We start from the raw sequence: 15144 nt of genomic DNA on the forward strand, positions 1-15144 counted from the left end.
CCGCCCGCTCCGGCGCACGCGGCGGGTGAGCTACTCGGTCGCGCCGCGGATGTCGGCCGCGATCGCGTCCAGTTCCGCGTCCGACAGCGACGGCCGCGTGGAAAACAGTCGGTGGATCGGGCCGTTCCCGTCGCCGTCGAACCGTGGGACGACGTGGACGTGCGTGTGCGGGACCTCCTGGCCCGCCGCCTCGCCGTTGTTCACCGCGACGGTGGTCCCGTCGGCGTCGATCGCCCGCTCGATGCGGGGCGTGACGGCGCTCACCGTCTCGAAGAGAGCACCGGCGGTCTCCGGGGGGAGCTCGCCGACCGTCTCGTAGTGCTCGCTGGGGACGACGAGCGTGTGGCCCGCGGCGAGCGGGTTGGCGTCGAGGAACGCGACGGCGTCGTCGGTCTCGTACACCGTTCGACTCGGTAGGTCGCCGTCGACGATGCGGCAGAAGATACAGCTCATGTTCGGTTCGAAGGCCGTGGGCATGGCCGAAAAATCTCCCGCCGGCCGAGGCGTCCGATCGCCAGATGTCGCGGCGGCCGGGGCCCGACTGACGTCCTCAGGGACGCGTCGTGTCGGCGCGCGCGGTCAGGCTCTCGGTCGTCTCCGTCCACCACTGGTCGAGCGCGTCCTTCAGACGGCTGGAACGCGTGCCGCTGAACGGGTCGGGGCTCTCCGTTGTCGTGTCCGCTCCCGTGTCGGCAGTCTCGCCCTCCGCGTCAGCGCTCGTGCGGGGGGCCTCCCGTTCGGAGACGGCGACGACGTGGTCGGACCGGTCGGCAGACGGTTCGGCGGCGGGTTCTGGGTCGAGTCGTCCGCTCCCATCGTGGGGCATACTTGTGAGGAGCGACTGTCCGACCAAAGGGTCTCTCACAAACGCGTCCAAAGGGTGGTGTCCGACCGTCGGTCGGCGACGCGACTGGGACCGACGGGTGAGGCGCGTGGGAGCGACGCCCGACGGTGGAGCGGAGAACGACCGGCGGTGGAGGGGAACCGACGGTCGAGGGGGTGGACTGGCCCGCGCCCGGCACGGGATCGGGGCGTTCTCGTCCGGGACGTCAGGCGGTTACGCCTGGCCGCCCGGATCGACGGCTTCGACGTGTCCGGGGGCAACGCTACTGGCGAGACGGACGTCGTCACCGGCCGGAAGCGGTTGCAGCGAGTACTCCGCCCGCGTCAAATCACGCACACGGGCGAGTCGCCGATCGATCGGAAGTTCCTCGCCGCCGGTCGGCAACGCCGTGACGAACCGTAATCGACGGAACAACCCACACTCGCTCGTACCCTGGAGAGCCAGACCGGGGCGACTGTCGACGTGCAGAACCACCGGGCTGTTCCCCGCGGTCAGTGTGAGATCGACGACGTAGCAGATCCCGGTGGTTGGCGCGGCGCGCGTCGCCGCCTCGACCACCCTTCCCCAGTTGGGTATCCGGCGGTCGACTAGCGGCGCGCCCGTGTCGGGGTGAGCCGTCAGTTCCCGACCGGACCGCGGGTGACAGGCTCCCAGCGCGGTGCCATCTGCGACGGCGAGTCGGACGCCGACCGCGCCGCGGTGGAAACTGACTGATCCGCCGGACGACTCCGTCGGGAGCCGTACCAGCGCTACGATCGGATACCCGCGGTAGACGACGACCCGAACGTCAGCGATGCCGTCGCCGTGGGACGCGCTCGGGAACGCCGCCAGCGTCGAGGTACCGTCGCGACCCCGTTCGGCCGTGGAGTGTCCATCGTCCGTGGGTTCGTCCCGATCCATACCGACCACTGCGGACGAGTCACAAAAGGGTCTCTCACAAACGCGTCCAAACCTCGTCTCCCCTCGCCGGTCGCGCGCTGCAGGCCGATTTGACCAAGCGCGAACGGGACGTCGGTGCCGTTCACCGATCGCGAGAGCGACTCCTGGCCCACCTGGACTGTCCTGTTCGTCGGAATATATTTGATACACCCAGCGAAACTGTGCGGTACCGAACAGCGATGCGAACAATACCCGTCATCTCCCTCCTCGTCGTCAGTCTCGTCCTCGCGCCGGGCGTCGTCGTCGGTGCGCCGGACGGGACGAGCGTCGCGGCCAGTGGTGGCGACGTCACCTTCGAGGTGGAGGAGGACAGTGACGGCGACGCCGGGTCGACTGCCGACTCGGAATCGGATTCCAACGGCGACTCGACTGCCGATTCAGACACCGACTCGACTGCCGATTCAGACACCGACTCGACTGCCGATTCAGACACCGACTCGACTGCCGATTCAGACACCGACTCGACTGCCGATTCCGACGCCGATACCACTGACTCGGCCGAATCGACCTCCGACGCGGGCTCCGACACCGACGCGTCCGAATCGGACTCGACCGACACGACAGCGGGCGACGAGTCGGCATCCGAGAGCGACACCGAGGACGGAACCGATACGGAAGTGACCAACGAGACCGAGACCGCGACGCCGACCGAAGCCCCGAGTGCGGGGTTCGCGGCGACTCGCAGCGGTGTCCCGACGGGCGTCGCCACAGACGGCGACGGTCGGGCCGCAGGCGAGGCCGTGCTCACGGAATCCGACGTCGGGCAGAACACGACGACTCCAGCACCCACGACGGAAACGACGGCCCCGGAGAACGCGAGTGCGGCCGGCGGGGCTGGAGACGCCGACAGCGGGGCCGGCTCGGGGTCATCGACCGGGTTCGGGCCGTCGTCGGCCGGGGCGGGAGCGGCGGTCGGCGTCGGGCTCGTCGCCGCCGGCGCGATCGCTCGACGCGTCCTCCTCACGGGGCCGGGCGGGAGTGCGAACACGGTGACGTCCACCCTCGCGACGGCGAGGACTGCGCCTCGCGGGACGTTTCGGACGGCCCTCTCGCTGGCCTCGGAGTCCGCCCAGCGGGTCCACGCCACGCTGTCGGACTGGGTGGGCCGCGTGCTCGGCGCGGCGGGCTACACGAAGTGGGCCGGCGACGAGCCGTTGGAACACGACACCCGGGCGGAGCTGTACGACCACCTCCAGGCCGATCCCGGGACGTACCTCTCGGCGTTCGTCGAGGCGTCTACGCTCGACGCCTCGCTCGGCACGATCAGATACCACCTGCAGATCCTCGAACGCGAGGGGCTCGTCACGTCCGCGAAGGTGGGGGGGAAGCGCCGGTACTACCCGATCGGGACGTCGCCCGACGCGCTGGACATCGCGCTGGAGTCGGCGTCGACGAGGACGATCCTGGAGGAACTCACCGCGTCGTCCGACACCGTCTCGGGGCTCGCCGACCGGATCGACCGCGACCCGAGCACGGTCTCACACCACCTCTCCCGGTTGAACGACGACGGTCTCGTCGAGCGGGAACGCGACGGGCAAGCGGTGATCAATCGGCTCACGCCGGGCGTCGAGACCGTGCTCACACAGGGGCCGTTCGCCGAGGCCGGTGCGGCCACCGCGGATCAGCCGACGACCGGCGATTGAAGCCCTGACGATAGACGGCTGTCGACGTCGTTCAATCCGGCCGGGGTCGTCGATCGGATCCACCCGCTCGTCGCCGGCGGGGCTACGCTTTTCACTCGACCCGCCGAACCCTCGATCATGTCAATCGACTTCGAACGCGAGGTTCAGGAAACGACGTTCTACAGCCCTTTGGAGGAGTTCGAGGAGACAACTGTCGAGACCGAGGTGCGGGTCGACCCGCTCACCGGCCGGACGGCGCGGGTCGTCACGGACAACTTCCTCGTGTCCGAGTCGCCGGAGATCTCCGAGGAAGTTCTCGACGACGAGGGCTGTTTCTTCTGTCCCGGAACGGTCGAGGAGGCGACGCCCCAGTACCCCGACTGGGTCGGGACCGACCGCGGCAAGAGCGGCGAGGCGACGTCCTTCCCGAACCTCAACCCGTACGGCGCGTACTCGAACGTTGTCGCGCTCACCGAAGAACACTACGTCCCAATCGACGAGTTCACGACCCAGCAGTTCGCCGACGGGCTCTGTGCGGCGTTACAGTACGTCCGGGACGTCTTCGACCACGACCCCGACGCGCGGTTCGCCTCCGTGAACATGAACTTCCTCCCGTCGGCGGGGTCGAGCCTGATCCACCCGCACATGCAGACGCTCGTCGATGGTCGCGGGACGAACGAACAGCGCCGCGTCGCCGAGGCCGCCCGCGCGTTCTACGACGAGAACGACGAGGTGTACTGGTCGGAACTCGCCCTGCAGGAGCGCGGCGGCGACCGCTACGTCGCCGAGATCGGTAACGTCCACTGGCTGGCCCCCTTCGCACCGACGCACCATCGTCACCTCGTCGGCGTCGCGGCGCAGATCCACTCCGGCGTTCCCGAACCGCGAGGCGACGTCGCCCACGACTTCGCCGAAGGGCTCGTGAACGTCCTCTCGTACTACGCCTCGCTCGGGCTGAACAGCTTCAACGTCGCCATGTTCCTCGAACGCGACGACCCCGCGCTTCCGCCCCTGCTGAACGTCACCGCCCGGTCGGTGTTCGACGAGCACTACTGGAGCGATGCGACGTTCTTCACCGCGCTGCACGACGAGGGCGTCGTCGACGTCGCGCCCGAGGAGTACGGCGACGCGGCCCACGACTTCTTCTGAGGCACGTGGGACGGCGGGCGGCCGCCGCTCCCGAGCCACGGTCGGAGATACGCGGGGACGACCCGACCGGTCGCCCGGGCGCCAGGTCCACCGTCAGCCATCGACGAGCGACGCGAGCGTCGTGCTGATCTCGTCCTCGTACTCCTCGGGGGTGTACCCCTGCCGCGCGATCCACACGTCCTGGTAGGAGGGATGAAAGACCGGCAGGAGGGATACGCCGAGCGACGGGAGCCGTTCGGGCGTGAGGACGCGCGCGACGAACCCACCCAGGTCGCGCCCCTCGAACGCCAGCATCGTCGCCGTGGCGTGTTTTCCCGTGGGGACGACCACGTCGGGATCGACCCCGTCGACTTCCCGTTCGAGGTGTGCCCGGCAGTTCGCTCGCTCTCGGGCCGTCGGTTCACGGTTCGACCCCTCGCCGTCGCCGGGAAAACACTTGACCGCGTTCGTGTAGTACGGGTCGTAGCCCAGGCGGGCGAACAGCCCTCTGATCCGACGGCCCGAGTGGCGGGTCGTGTACGCCATCCCCGTGTGGTTGCCGCCCCGCCACCGCTCCGCGGTTCGGTCGCCCGCCCCGGGGGCCTCGCCGACGACCATCACGGCCGCGTCCGCGGGACCGGTGCCCCACGAGATCTCGGTTCGACAGGCCGCGAGCGCCGGACACCGGCGGCAGTCGGGTTCGACGACGGCTCGTGTCTCGGGGTCGGGAAACAGCGAATCCGGCACCGTCTACTCGGTCAGCGGAAGCGCGACGCCGAAGACGAACGGCACGACGAGCACGAGCACGATCCCGACGGCCTCCATGTCGAAAAAGAGGGTGTGCTCCCACGCCGGGAGGGGGCCGAAGAGCGCCGCCCCGACGACTTCGCCCAGCAGTCCGAGTATGAACAGTGTCGCCCCGGCGAGCACGCCGAGTTTCGTCACGCGCGGGTAGTCGATGTCTCCGTATCGTCCGGACATGGGCGCACGTCGCCGGACGCGAGTATAGTTGTTTTGCTCCGTCGACCCACGGCCGCACCGCTCCGGTGGTGAGTTCGTCGAAGAGAGTGGAAAGCGGTCGCCGAAAATGCGACCGCTTGCCGCCCTGAATTGGTCCCCGCTGACGCTTCGGCCCTCCAAAGCGAAGCGTCACGTGGACAATACCGCCGTGACAACTTAAACATGCCGTCGACGGCACGCCTCCCGGTGTTTCCGATCGCTTATACTGGTCGTGCGCCCATCCGTCCGGAGCGTCCCCGGGACGGCGGCCGGCTCGATCGGGGGCACGGTCGCGGGCCGCCGGCGTCACGGACGGCCCGGTGAACCCGCTCGGACAACGGGCTTTTGTTCGCCGGACTGCTTCCGTGAGACATGAGTGAGCTACCGGGTCGTGTCCGGCGCGCGTTCGCCGATCACGACGGGTTCGAGGCGGTCGCGGCGGACGAGTACGCGTCGACGGCGTCGCCGTTCGACGCACGGGTGACGGTCGACGGCGTGGATAACGGCCACGTATCGTTTGCCGTCGAGACGCGGGTTCCCACGCTGTCGGCGGTCGTCGAGGACGAGGTCGCCGACGTCGTCGAGGAGGGGTGGTACGAGACGTTCGAGCTCCGTGCGAGCGACGCGGCTGGCGTGACCCGTGGCGACCACGCGCTCGAACCCGCCGTCCGGCGGGCGGGCGAGGAGGTCGTCGTGGTGGTCGAGTACACCGACATCGACGAACGCCGCGGCGTCGACGACGCCGCCGCGCTCGTCACCTTCGTCGAGGGGACGTTCGTCCAGGGCGTCATCCCGGGGTACGACTACACCGAGCCGGTGACGTCGCTCATGTCGAGCGCACGGGACGCGGGCGGGTTCTGAGAACGGCACGGAACGGCACGACCCGGGGTCGGCGACGGCCGCGTGCGAGTCAGTCCATCGCGATGTACGTCTGGGTGTCCTCGATCCCGCCGATGGCCTGGATGGCAGAGGCGACGTCCTTGACGTCGACGGGCGTCTCGACGGCCACCTTCACGACGAAGTCGACGTCGCCGGCGACGATGTTGGCGTCGACGACCCCCGCTCCCAGGTCGAGGATCTCGGCTTTGAGCCGGTCGGCCTCGCCGGTGTTCGCCTTGACCATGATGTAGGCGGTCACCACGCTCAGTCACCCCCGGCCGCGTAGGCGACGGTGTCGCCGACCAGGAGCTGGCGCACTTCACCCAGGACGGAGAAGTCCGCGAGGACGGCGACGCGGTCGCCGAGTTCGAGCGAGTCGTCCGGGAGGGGGATGCCCATCGGCTCGTCCTCCTTGCCGAAGGCGAGCAGGTGCGACTGACCGGGGAGCGCAACCTCCGAGAGCGTGTAGCCGCGCATCGGCGACGACTTCCCCACGGTGAGGAGGACGACCTGGAGGTTCTGGGCGACGTCGGCGATGGCACGGATCGACCCGCCCAGGAGGGCGTTCTTGGCGAGGACCGCGCCGAGCCGCTCGGGGTAGACGATCTCGTCGACCTCCTCGGCGTACTTCTGGTAGATCTCCTCGCGGTACTCCTCGTCGATGCGCATCACGGTGCGGCAGCCGTGGTGTTTCCCGATCATACAGGCCGCGAAGTTGACGTTGAGGTCGCTCGTGAGCGCTCCGAGCGCGTCGGCCTCGTCGACGCCCGCACGGAGGAGGACGTCCTCGTGTGAGCCGTCTCCGGCGACGACCTCGAACCCCGACGACCGACAGCGCTCGATACGGTCCTCGTCGAGCTCGACGATGGTCACGTCGTGGCCCTCTTCGCGGAGGACGCGCGCGGCGCGGGACCCGACACGACCGCCACCAATGATAACGAAGCGCATGGAGGAGGATACACTGCACGGCGTCAATAAGTTTGTCCCCCACGGAGGCGAACGCTTTTTGCCCTGTTGTAGTGTATCACGCCGCATGGTTCACGCGTTCATCATGGTGAAAACGGGCGCCGGGGAGTCAGAGCAGCTGTTGGAGCCCGTTCGTGGGCTCGACTTGGTCACCGAGGCGCACATCGTCGCGGGCGCGTACGACATCATCGCGGAGGTGGACGCCGCCGAGGTGTACGACGTGCTGAAGGTCGCATCGAGCGGGATTCAGGGGCTGCAGGGCGTGAGGGACACCAAGACGTACATCGCGATGGACGACTGACCGCCGGGTCAGTGGCTGCCGTCCGGGGGATGTCGTGCGGCCGCCTCGCGCTGGGCGTCGAGGGCTTGCGTCGGCGCGCCGTAGACGTGTTCGAACAGTTCGTCGCGGTCGGCGGACGGTTCGTCCTCGGCGGTCGCGACCGCCGCCGCGAGCTCCTCGTCGGCGCGCTCGCGGGTCGCCGCGACGAACTCGTCGTCGACGACGCCCGCCTCCCGGAGGAACGTCTCGTAGCGATCGAGTGGGTCGCGCCGCCGCCACTCGGGCAGGTCGGGATCCGCCGGACGGTAGCGGTCGGGATCGTCGGCGGTGGTGTGTGCGCCCTGTCGGTAGGTGAGCGCCTCCACGAGTACCGGGTCGCCGTCGCGGGCCGACGCGAGCGCGTCCGTGACGACCTCGCGGACGGCCAGTGGGTCGTTGCCGTCGACCTGTACGCCCTCGAACCCGTACGCCCGTGCCTTCTCCGCGATGGTCGCTGAGGCGGTCTGCCGGTCGCGAGGGTGGGAGATGGCCCAGCCGTTGTTCTCGCAGAAGAACACGGTGGGCGCGTCGAAGACGCCGGCGAAGTTCATCGCCTCGTGAGTGTCACCCTCGCTGGTCGCGCCGTCGCCGAAGCAGACGAGTGCCGCCTCGTCGTTGCCGCGGTAGTTCCGCGCCATCCCCAGCCCCACCGCGTGCGGGAGCTGGGTGGCGATCGGAACCGCCTGCGGGAGCACGCGGTAGTCGTGGTTCGAGTGGAACTCGGGGTGGCCTCTCCGAAAGAGCAACAGGTCGCTCATCGGGACGCCGAGCGCGAGCTGGAGGGCGTTCGAGCGGTACGTCGGGACGAGCCAGTCGTCGTCGCGCATGGCGTGGGCCGCGCCCACCTGTGCGGCTTCCTGTCCCCGGAACGGCGGGTAGCCGCTCATCCATCCGCGACGCTGGAGCGCGAGCGCGCGGTCGTCGAAGCGGCGCGCCCGGACCATGTCGCGGTACGCCGCCCGCGCGTCGTCGACGCCGAGCCACGAGTCGTCGAGCGAACGGTCGGCGATGAGCCGGTGCATGGTCGGCGTTCTGCCTCCGGTGAAATAAATCCAGCCGAGGCGGAATCCACCCGTCCGCCGCCCGCGGTGACCGACTCCGACAGGTCAAAGACTGCTCCCGCCGTATCGCTGGTATGGTCTCGGTCCTGAACCTCGCACTCCTGGGTGTCGTTCTCGTGGTCAACACCCTCATCGCCGCGGTGATGACGCGGTTCTTCCGGATCCGGCTGAAGACGCGCACCGGGGCGGTGATCTACGCGCTGTTGCTCATTCCGGTCGTCCTCTTCGTCACCACGATGGTGTTCGGCTCGATCATCCCCGGGAACCTCGGGGTGTCGGTGCTCCTCGGCCTCTGGATCGGCATGCCGCTCGTGCTCGGCTTCACCATCGACGTGCTGTACGTCCCCCCGCCGGAGGAGATCGAACTCCCCGACACGACCTGAACCGTTCGTCTCGGACCCGCATCGGCGTCGTTCTCGACTTCGATCGGGGTTCGGTCGAGACGATGTCGCTGGGGTGAACGAAGCGGTCGTGCGCAACCGCCGCGTCCCGGGTACTACCTCGTCTCCAGGCTTCACTGTCTCTCGACAGGCTACACCGTAGATTCCGGGGACGCATGCGGTCCCGACCCGACTACGCCACTGCGGCCGTCACCCGTTCGCTTCCCGTCTCCACTCCATCACCCACCGAGAATACCGCCAACCACCTCGATCACGTCTGCGAGCACTTCGTCCTCCGAGCGAGACGCGTCGATCCGGACGAACCGATCGGGGTCGTCGTCGATCAGTCGCTCGTAGTTCTCGGCGACCCGGCGCAGATACGCCACCCGTTCGAGTTTGTTCGTCTTCCCCGCGCGCTCGGCGGCGGTCTCGGGGCCGACGGCGAGGTAAACCGTCAGGTCGGGCGTGCGTGAGAACGGCTCGTGTACGCCGCGAACGTACTCGAGTGGGTCGTCGACCGCGAGGGAGTCGTACGCGGCGAGCGTCGCGGCCTGGTAGGCGTACCGGGAGTCGGAGAACCGGTCGGAGACGACCGACTCGCCGTCGGCGAGGGCGGGCCGGACGACGCGGGCGAGGTGGTCTGCGTGGTCGGCGGTGAAGAGGAACAGTTCGGCGAGCGGGTCGGCGTCGTCGTCGCGGATCGACCGCAGGACGGCGTCGCCGTACCACGAGTCGGTCGGCTCGCGGGTGAACACGGCCTCGAACTCGTCTCGGAGCGACTCCCACGCCGTCGTCTTGCCGCTCCCGTCGAGACCTTCGAGCGTGACGAGCATGGCCTGAGGCGGGGTCGGCCGGCGAATAACACTGTCGAAGCCGGCCGCGTCTCGGGCGCTCGCCGCGACGGTGTCGGTCCTGACCGCTCCGTCGACTCGCTCGAAACCGGGACACGGGACCGGAACTGTCGCGACAGCTTTACGTTTACTCCGCCGCAGGCGGACGTATGAAAATCCTTGTCGTCGGCGGGAGCGGCTTCGTCGGCAGTCACCTGTGCCGTGAACTCAAGACGCGCGGCCACAGCGTCACCGCGTTGTCACGGAGTCCGGGCAACGACGACCTCCCGAAAGGCATCTCGAAGGCGATGGGCAACGTCACCGCGTACGACTCGATGCACGAGGCGTTCGACGGGATGGACGTCGTGGTCAACCTGGTCGCGCTGTCGCCGCTGTTCAAACCCAGCGGCGGCGACGAGATGCACGACCGCGTCCACCGGCAGGGAACCGAGAACGTCGTCCGCGCCTGCGAGGAACACGGGGTGTCGCGGCTGGTGCAGATGAGTGCGCTCGGTGCCGACCCGAACGGCGACACCGCGTACATCCGCTCGAAGGGGCAGGCCGAGGAGATAGTAAAAAGCTCGTCGCTCGACTGGGTGATCTTCCGTCCCTCGGTCGTGTTCGGCGAGGGGGGCGAGTTCGTCTCCTTCACCAAGAAGCTCGCACCGCCGTACTTCACGCCGCTTCCCGGCGGCGGGAAGACGCGCTTCCAGCCGATCTGGGTCCAGGACCTGGTCCCGATGCTCGCCGACGCCTGCGAGGATGACGACCACGTGGGCGAGACGTACGAGATCGGCGGCCCGGAGCAACTGACGCTCGCGGAGGTCGCCGAGACCATCCACGGGGCCGCGGGGCGGTCGGTCACGGTCGTCCCGGTTCCGATGGCGCTGGCGGGCGTCGGCCTCAGCGTCGCGGGGAAAGTCCCCGGCTTCCCGATGGGTGCCGACCAGTACCGGTCGCTGAAGTTCGACAACACGACCGCGGACAACGCGATCGGCGCGTTCGGGGTGAGCGAGGCCGATCTAACGACGCTCGGGTCGTACCTCGCCGGCTGAGGCGGCCCGTCGGATCGGTCGGGCGTGACCCCGCGGCGGGGCCGGCAACCGGTGCGCCCGCGCGCTCGGCGTTCTCAGGTGCGAGCGCCGCCGATTCTCCTCCGTGAGAACGAGGGGGTGTCAGACGCACGTCATACAGCGGTCTGACATTTCCGTTTACCGGCCGTGTCCTGCGGTTGTCTCAGTACGTATAAGCATTCAGATAGTCACAAGGCTTATAGGCTGTTTCGTGTTGGTTTCTACCCAATGACGAGGGGACTGTACAAATGAAACTCGCAATGGTCGGCTTCGGGCAGGCGGGCGGCAAAGTCGTCGACAAGTTCCTGGAGTACGACCGGAACAACAACTCGAACATCGTCCGCGCCGCGGTCGCGGTGAACACGGCGAAGGCGGATCTGCTGGGGCTCGAGAACATCCCACAGGATCAGCGGGTACTCATCGGCCAGTCGCGCGTCAAGGGCCACGGCGTCGGCGCTGACAACGAACTCGGCGCGGAGATCGCCGAGGAGGACATCGACGAGGTCCAGGGTGCCATCGACGCCATCCCGGTCCACGAGGTCGACGCTTTCCTCGTAGTGGCGGGGCTCGGCGGCGGCACCGGCAGCGGCGGCGCGCCGGTCCTCGCAAAGCATCTCAAGCGCATCTACACCGAGCCGGTCTATGGATTAGGAGTCCTCCCCGGGAGCGACGAGGGGGGGATCTACACGCTCAACGCCGCGCGGTCGTTCCAGACGTTCGTCCGCGAGGTGGACAACCTGCTCGTCTTCGACAACGACGCCTGGCGCAAGACCGGCGAGTCGGTCCAAGGTGGGTACGACGAGATCAACAAGGAGATCGTCACCCGCTTCGGCGTGCTGTTCGGGGCGGGCGAGGTCGAGTCTGGCCAGGAGGTCGCGGAGTCGGTCGTCGACTCCTCGGAGATCATCAACACGCTCGCGTCGGGCGGCGTCTCGACCGTGGGCTACGCCTCCGAGGAGGTCGAACCCCAGAAGAAGTCCGGCGGACTGCTCTCGCGGCTCACCGGCGGCGGCGACGACGGCGACAGCGGCCTCGACAGCGCACACACCACGAACCGGATCACGTCGCTCGTGCGGAAGGCCGCGCTCGGTCGCCTCACTCTTCCCTGCGAGGTTGAGGGAACCGAACGCGCGCTGCTCGTGCTCGCGGGGCCGCCGGAGCACCTCAACCGCAAAGGTATCGAGCGCGGGCGCAAGTGGATCGAGGAGCAGACTGGCTCGATGGAGGTCCGCGGCGGCGACTACCCCATTCGGAACTCCCGGCAGGTCGCGTCGGTGATCCTCCTCTCGGGCGTGACGAACGTCCCGCGGATCAAGGAGCTCCAGCAGGTCGCGATCGAGGCACAAGACAATCTTGCCGAGATCCGAGAGGAGAGTGATGAGAAGCTCGAAGGGCTGGTCAACGATGACGAAGACGAACTGGAGTCGCTTTTCTAGCCTCCTCCTCGCCCTGTTGGTCCTGGGTTCGGTCGCCGCGCCGGTCGCGGCGGTTTCGGTCGGTGATACGACGGTTCCCGACGAGGGCGAAGTGGGTACGCAGGTCGAAGCGACGGTGACGCTGACGGAGCTGTACCAGAACCCGACGCTGCAGCAGTGGCAGCTCGAAGGCGAGACCGAACTCCGCGACGTGACGTGGTCGCTCAGCTACATCGACCAGACCGGGGCGACCGTGGCCCGCGAGGAGTTCGACGGGCAGAACTTCACCTCCTCGCCGGTCGCCGCCGCGGACGGCACCGCCGAGGTCCGCGTGCGGGTCACGGGGACGGTCCCACCGGTCGAGTCGTACTCGTACGACCCCGAGCAGACGTTCGTCTTCGTCTCGCTGACGCAGGCTCGCGAGGGCGGCAACGCCAACGCCATCGACACGTGGGAGAGCCACTCCTTCACCGCCGACAGCGACCAGGCACGGACCGCGCTCGACGACGCCCAGCGCGCGATCAGCGCGGCGAACGCCGGCGGGGCGAACGTCGACGAGGCGCAGAACACCTTCGACCAGGCGGTCAACGCCTACGAGTCGGAGAACTTCGATCTCGCCGTCGAACTCGCGAACGAGGCGCAGTCGCAGGCCGACTCCGCGCAGCAGTCGCGACAGACCCTCCAGCTGGCGCTCTACGCCGTCGGCGGGCTCGTCGTGGTCGGACTGCTGGTCGGTGGCTTCCTCTACTGGCGCTCCCAGCAGGACACCCACGACCCCCTCGGCTGAATGCGCGTCGTCGTCCCCTTCGACGCGACGGCCCCGAAGACGCGACTCGCGCCCGTTCTCGACCCGACGGAGCGACGCGCGTTCGCCGAGTGTATGCTGCGTGACGTGGTCGACGCCGTTGGTGCGGCCGGCGGCGTCCCCCAGGTCGTCGCGACGGAGCCGCTCGACGACGACCCTCCGACCGTCCGCGTCGACGACCGCCCCCTCTCGGCGGTCGTCAACGAGGCTATCGACCGCACCGTCGGGGGTGGCGGCGCCCCCCTCGCGGTCGTCGTCGCGGACCTCGCGCTGGCGACGCCCACCGCCCTCTCGCGGCTGTTCGAGGCCGAGGGCGACGTCGTCGTCGCGCCGGGCCGTGGTGCCGGGACGAACGCGCTCGTCGTGCGCACCCCCGACTTCCACGTCGACTACCACGGGACGTCCTTCCTCGACCACCTCGACATCGCTCGTGCGGCGGGCGTCGAACCGACCGTCGTCGACTCACTCAGGCTCGCGACGGACGTCGACGAACCCGCGGACCTGGTCGAGGTACTGGTCCACGGCACGGGTCGGGCCCACGAGTGGCTCGACGCGCGGTTTGAACTCGTGGTCGACGACAACGAGGGGCGCGTGGGTCTCGGACGGCGCTGAGCCCGACGGGCGCGTAAATTCGGTCGCGACCCGTCGATTTTTGTGCCTCCCCATCCGAGTGCAGCTATGTTTCCCGGTGCGGACGAGTACGACCTCTCGCTCGACGTCGACGACGCGGCGGTCGAGCGCCTGCTCGCCGTGACGCCCGCCGACGTCGACCCCGCGCCCGCGCTCAGCTTCGCACGGAACGTCTTCCTCCCGCTCACCACGGCGTGTCGCTACACCTGTACGTACTGCACGTACTACGACGTGCCCGGGCAGGCGTCGCTCATGTCGCCCACGGAGATCGAAGAGACGCTACGGATAGGTGCGGACGCCGGCTGTACGGAGGCGCTGTTCACCTTCGGCGACAAGCCCGACGCCCGGTACGAGGCGATCCACTCGCAACTGACGGAGTGGGGCCACGACTCGATCCTCGACTACCTCTACGAGGCCTGTGAGATCGCCCTCGACTCCGGACTCCTGCCGCACTCGAACCCCGGCGACCTCCGCGAAGGCGAGTTCGAGCGCCTCCGGGAGGTGAACGCCTCGATGGGCGTCATGCTGGAGACGACGGCCGACGTGGCGGCGCACTCGGGTGGGCGGAAGAAGACGCCCGGCCAGCGGCTCAACACGATCCGCGCCGCCGGCGAGGCCGGCGTCCCGTTCACGACGGGACTCCTGGTCGGGATCGGGGAGACGTGGCGCGACCGCGCGGAGTCGTTGCTCGCGATCCGCGCGCTTCACGAGCGCTACGGTCACGTCCAGGAGGTGATCGTCCAGAACGTCGTGCCGAACGAACGGTCGTCGTTCGACAAACCGTCGGTCGAGACGATGCGCCGCGTCGTGGCGATGGCGCGCGTCGCCCTGCCCGAGGAGGTGTCGGTGCAGGTGCCGCCGAACCTCTCGCCCACCGATCACCTCTTGGACTGCGGTGTCGACGACCTCGGCGGCGTCTCCCCTGTGACGGACGACTACATCAACCCCGACTACGCGTGGCCGGCCCTCCGGGAACTGGAGAAGATCGCGGACCAGGGGGATGTCCCGCTCCGCGAACGCTTGCCGGTGTACGAGCGGTATCTCCGCGACGACCGCGACTGGCTCTCCGACCGGATCCGGGGGGCGATCGAGGCCGAGAGTGACGCCGGCCGCCGGTACCGCGCGTGTCTCTCCGGCGGACTGCCCGGCTCGGCGTGACGACGCGGGCGACCCCGGGCCGGCGTGACCGCGTGGGTACCTGAATACGGACACGAGGTTCCCGACGCGCTCCTGCAAGACTTAAATGGGTCTACT

General features: G+C 68.7%; 19 protein-coding genes. 10 read left to right on the plus strand and 9 right to left on the minus strand.

What is annotated here, in order from left to right:
* Positions 1-30 precede the first annotated feature (30 nt).
* The 3 genes from NKJ07_RS18895 to NKJ07_RS18905 all read right to left on the minus strand — a co-directional run bounded on the left by NKJ07_RS18895 (position 31) and on the right by NKJ07_RS18905 (position 1744).
* Positions 31-477: an HIT family protein gene (locus NKJ07_RS18895; protein ID WP_425504689.1), complete on the minus strand. Its 447-nt coding sequence runs from the start codon at positions 475-477 to the stop codon at positions 31-33.
* 73 nt (positions 478-550) lie between these two features.
* Complete coding sequence (locus NKJ07_RS18900; protein ID WP_318568332.1) at positions 551-826, minus strand: hypothetical protein; 276 nt, start codon at positions 824-826, stop codon at positions 551-553.
* A gap of 231 nt (positions 827-1057) precedes the next feature.
* Positions 1058-1744 carry a sugar-transfer associated ATP-grasp domain-containing protein gene (locus tag NKJ07_RS18905; protein ID WP_318568333.1) on the minus strand — a complete coding sequence of 229 codons (687 nt, stop codon included), beginning with the start codon at positions 1742-1744 and terminating at the stop codon, positions 1058-1060.
* 218 nt (positions 1745-1962) lie between these two features.
* Between NKJ07_RS18905 and NKJ07_RS18910 the strand changes: the two genes are divergently transcribed.
* Both NKJ07_RS18910 and NKJ07_RS18915 read left to right on the plus strand, forming a co-directional pair.
* Positions 1963-3426 (plus strand): winged helix-turn-helix transcriptional regulator, encoded by a 1464-nt coding sequence (locus tag NKJ07_RS18910; RefSeq protein WP_318568334.1) that lies wholly within the window; start codon positions 1963-1965, stop codon positions 3424-3426.
* 117 nt (positions 3427-3543) lie between these two features.
* Entirely contained in the window at positions 3544-4554 is a 1011-nt protein-coding gene (locus NKJ07_RS18915; RefSeq protein ID WP_318568335.1) for a hypothetical protein, read from the plus strand.
* Between the two features lie 93 nt (positions 4555-4647).
* Here the strand turns inward: NKJ07_RS18915 and NKJ07_RS18920 are convergent, their stop codons facing one another.
* Both NKJ07_RS18920 and NKJ07_RS18925 read right to left on the minus strand, forming a co-directional pair.
* Positions 4648-5280 carry a uracil-DNA glycosylase gene (locus NKJ07_RS18920; RefSeq protein ID WP_318568336.1) on the minus strand — a complete coding sequence of 211 codons (633 nt, stop codon included), beginning with the start codon at positions 5278-5280 and terminating at the stop codon, positions 4648-4650.
* 3 nt (positions 5281-5283) lie between these two features.
* On the minus strand, positions 5284-5514 hold the full coding sequence (locus NKJ07_RS18925; protein ID WP_318568337.1) for a DUF7860 family protein: 231 nt from the start codon (positions 5512-5514) through the stop codon (positions 5284-5286).
* 390 nt (positions 5515-5904) lie between these two features.
* On the opposite strand from NKJ07_RS18925, the gene NKJ07_RS18930 reads away from it, so the two are divergent.
* Positions 5905-6393, plus strand: coding sequence for a DUF5813 family protein (locus NKJ07_RS18930; RefSeq protein ID WP_318568338.1), 489 nt, complete (start codon positions 5905-5907; stop codon positions 6391-6393).
* Between the two features lie 49 nt (positions 6394-6442).
* Here NKJ07_RS18930 and NKJ07_RS18935 read toward each other — a convergent pair whose 3' ends face one another.
* Both NKJ07_RS18935 and NKJ07_RS18940 read right to left on the minus strand, forming a co-directional pair.
* Positions 6443-6673 carry an Lrp/AsnC ligand binding domain-containing protein gene (locus NKJ07_RS18935; RefSeq protein WP_318568339.1) on the minus strand — a complete coding sequence of 77 codons (231 nt, stop codon included), beginning with the start codon at positions 6671-6673 and terminating at the stop codon, positions 6443-6445.
* Between the two features lie 2 nt (positions 6674-6675).
* Entirely contained in the window at positions 6676-7359 is a 684-nt protein-coding gene (locus NKJ07_RS18940) for a potassium channel family protein (protein ID WP_318568340.1), read from the minus strand.
* A gap of 85 nt (positions 7360-7444) precedes the next feature.
* Between NKJ07_RS18940 and NKJ07_RS18945 the strand changes: the two genes are divergently transcribed.
* Positions 7445-7678: an Lrp/AsnC ligand binding domain-containing protein gene (locus tag NKJ07_RS18945; RefSeq protein WP_318568341.1), complete on the plus strand. Its 234-nt coding sequence runs from the start codon at positions 7445-7447 to the stop codon at positions 7676-7678.
* Positions 7679-7686: 8 nt separating this feature from the next.
* On the opposite strand, the gene NKJ07_RS18950 is transcribed toward NKJ07_RS18945, so the two are convergent.
* Positions 7687-8718 (minus strand): thiamine pyrophosphate-dependent dehydrogenase E1 component subunit alpha, encoded by a 1032-nt coding sequence (locus tag NKJ07_RS18950; RefSeq protein WP_318568342.1) that lies wholly within the window; start codon positions 8716-8718, stop codon positions 7687-7689.
* Positions 8719-8831: 113 nt separating this feature from the next.
* Between NKJ07_RS18950 and NKJ07_RS18955 the strand changes: the two genes are divergently transcribed.
* A complete protein-coding gene (locus NKJ07_RS18955; RefSeq protein ID WP_318568343.1) occupies positions 8832-9140 on the plus strand; it encodes a DUF7991 family protein in 309 nt (102 codons plus the stop codon).
* A gap of 236 nt (positions 9141-9376) precedes the next feature.
* On the opposite strand, the gene tmk is transcribed toward NKJ07_RS18955, so the two are convergent.
* The gene (gene tmk / locus NKJ07_RS18960; RefSeq protein ID WP_318568344.1) at positions 9377-9970 is read right to left on the minus strand and encodes a dTMP kinase; all 594 of its coding nucleotides are present in this window, start codon (positions 9968-9970) and stop codon (positions 9377-9379) included.
* Between the two features lie 167 nt (positions 9971-10137).
* Between tmk and NKJ07_RS18965 the strand changes: the two genes are divergently transcribed.
* The 5 genes from NKJ07_RS18965 to cofG all read left to right on the plus strand — a co-directional run bounded on the left by NKJ07_RS18965 (position 10138) and on the right by cofG (position 15048).
* Entirely contained in the window at positions 10138-11022 is an 885-nt protein-coding gene (locus tag NKJ07_RS18965) for a complex I NDUFA9 subunit family protein (RefSeq protein WP_318568345.1), read from the plus strand.
* A gap of 266 nt (positions 11023-11288) precedes the next feature.
* Positions 11289-12476: a tubulin/FtsZ family protein gene (locus NKJ07_RS18970; RefSeq protein ID WP_318568346.1), complete on the plus strand. Its 1188-nt coding sequence runs from the start codon at positions 11289-11291 to the stop codon at positions 12474-12476.
* Complete coding sequence (locus NKJ07_RS18975; protein ID WP_318568347.1) at positions 12445-13242, plus strand: hypothetical protein; 798 nt, start codon at positions 12445-12447, stop codon at positions 13240-13242. Before NKJ07_RS18970 ends, NKJ07_RS18975 begins: the two co-directional genes overlap by 32 nt.
* Entirely contained in the window at positions 13243-13872 is a 630-nt protein-coding gene (cofC, locus tag NKJ07_RS18980; protein WP_318568348.1) for a 2-phospho-L-lactate guanylyltransferase, read from the plus strand.
* A 66-nt stretch (positions 13873-13938) separates the two neighbouring features.
* The gene (gene cofG, locus NKJ07_RS18985) at positions 13939-15048 is read left to right on the plus strand and encodes a 7,8-didemethyl-8-hydroxy-5-deazariboflavin synthase subunit CofG (RefSeq protein WP_318568349.1); all 1110 of its coding nucleotides are present in this window, start codon (positions 13939-13941) and stop codon (positions 15046-15048) included.
* The last annotated feature ends 96 nt before the right edge of the window (positions 15049-15144 follow it).

It is taken from the genome of Salinigranum marinum (assembly GCF_024228675.1).
Taxonomy (GTDB): Archaea; Halobacteriota; Halobacteria; order Halobacteriales; family Haloferacaceae; genus Salinigranum; species Salinigranum marinum.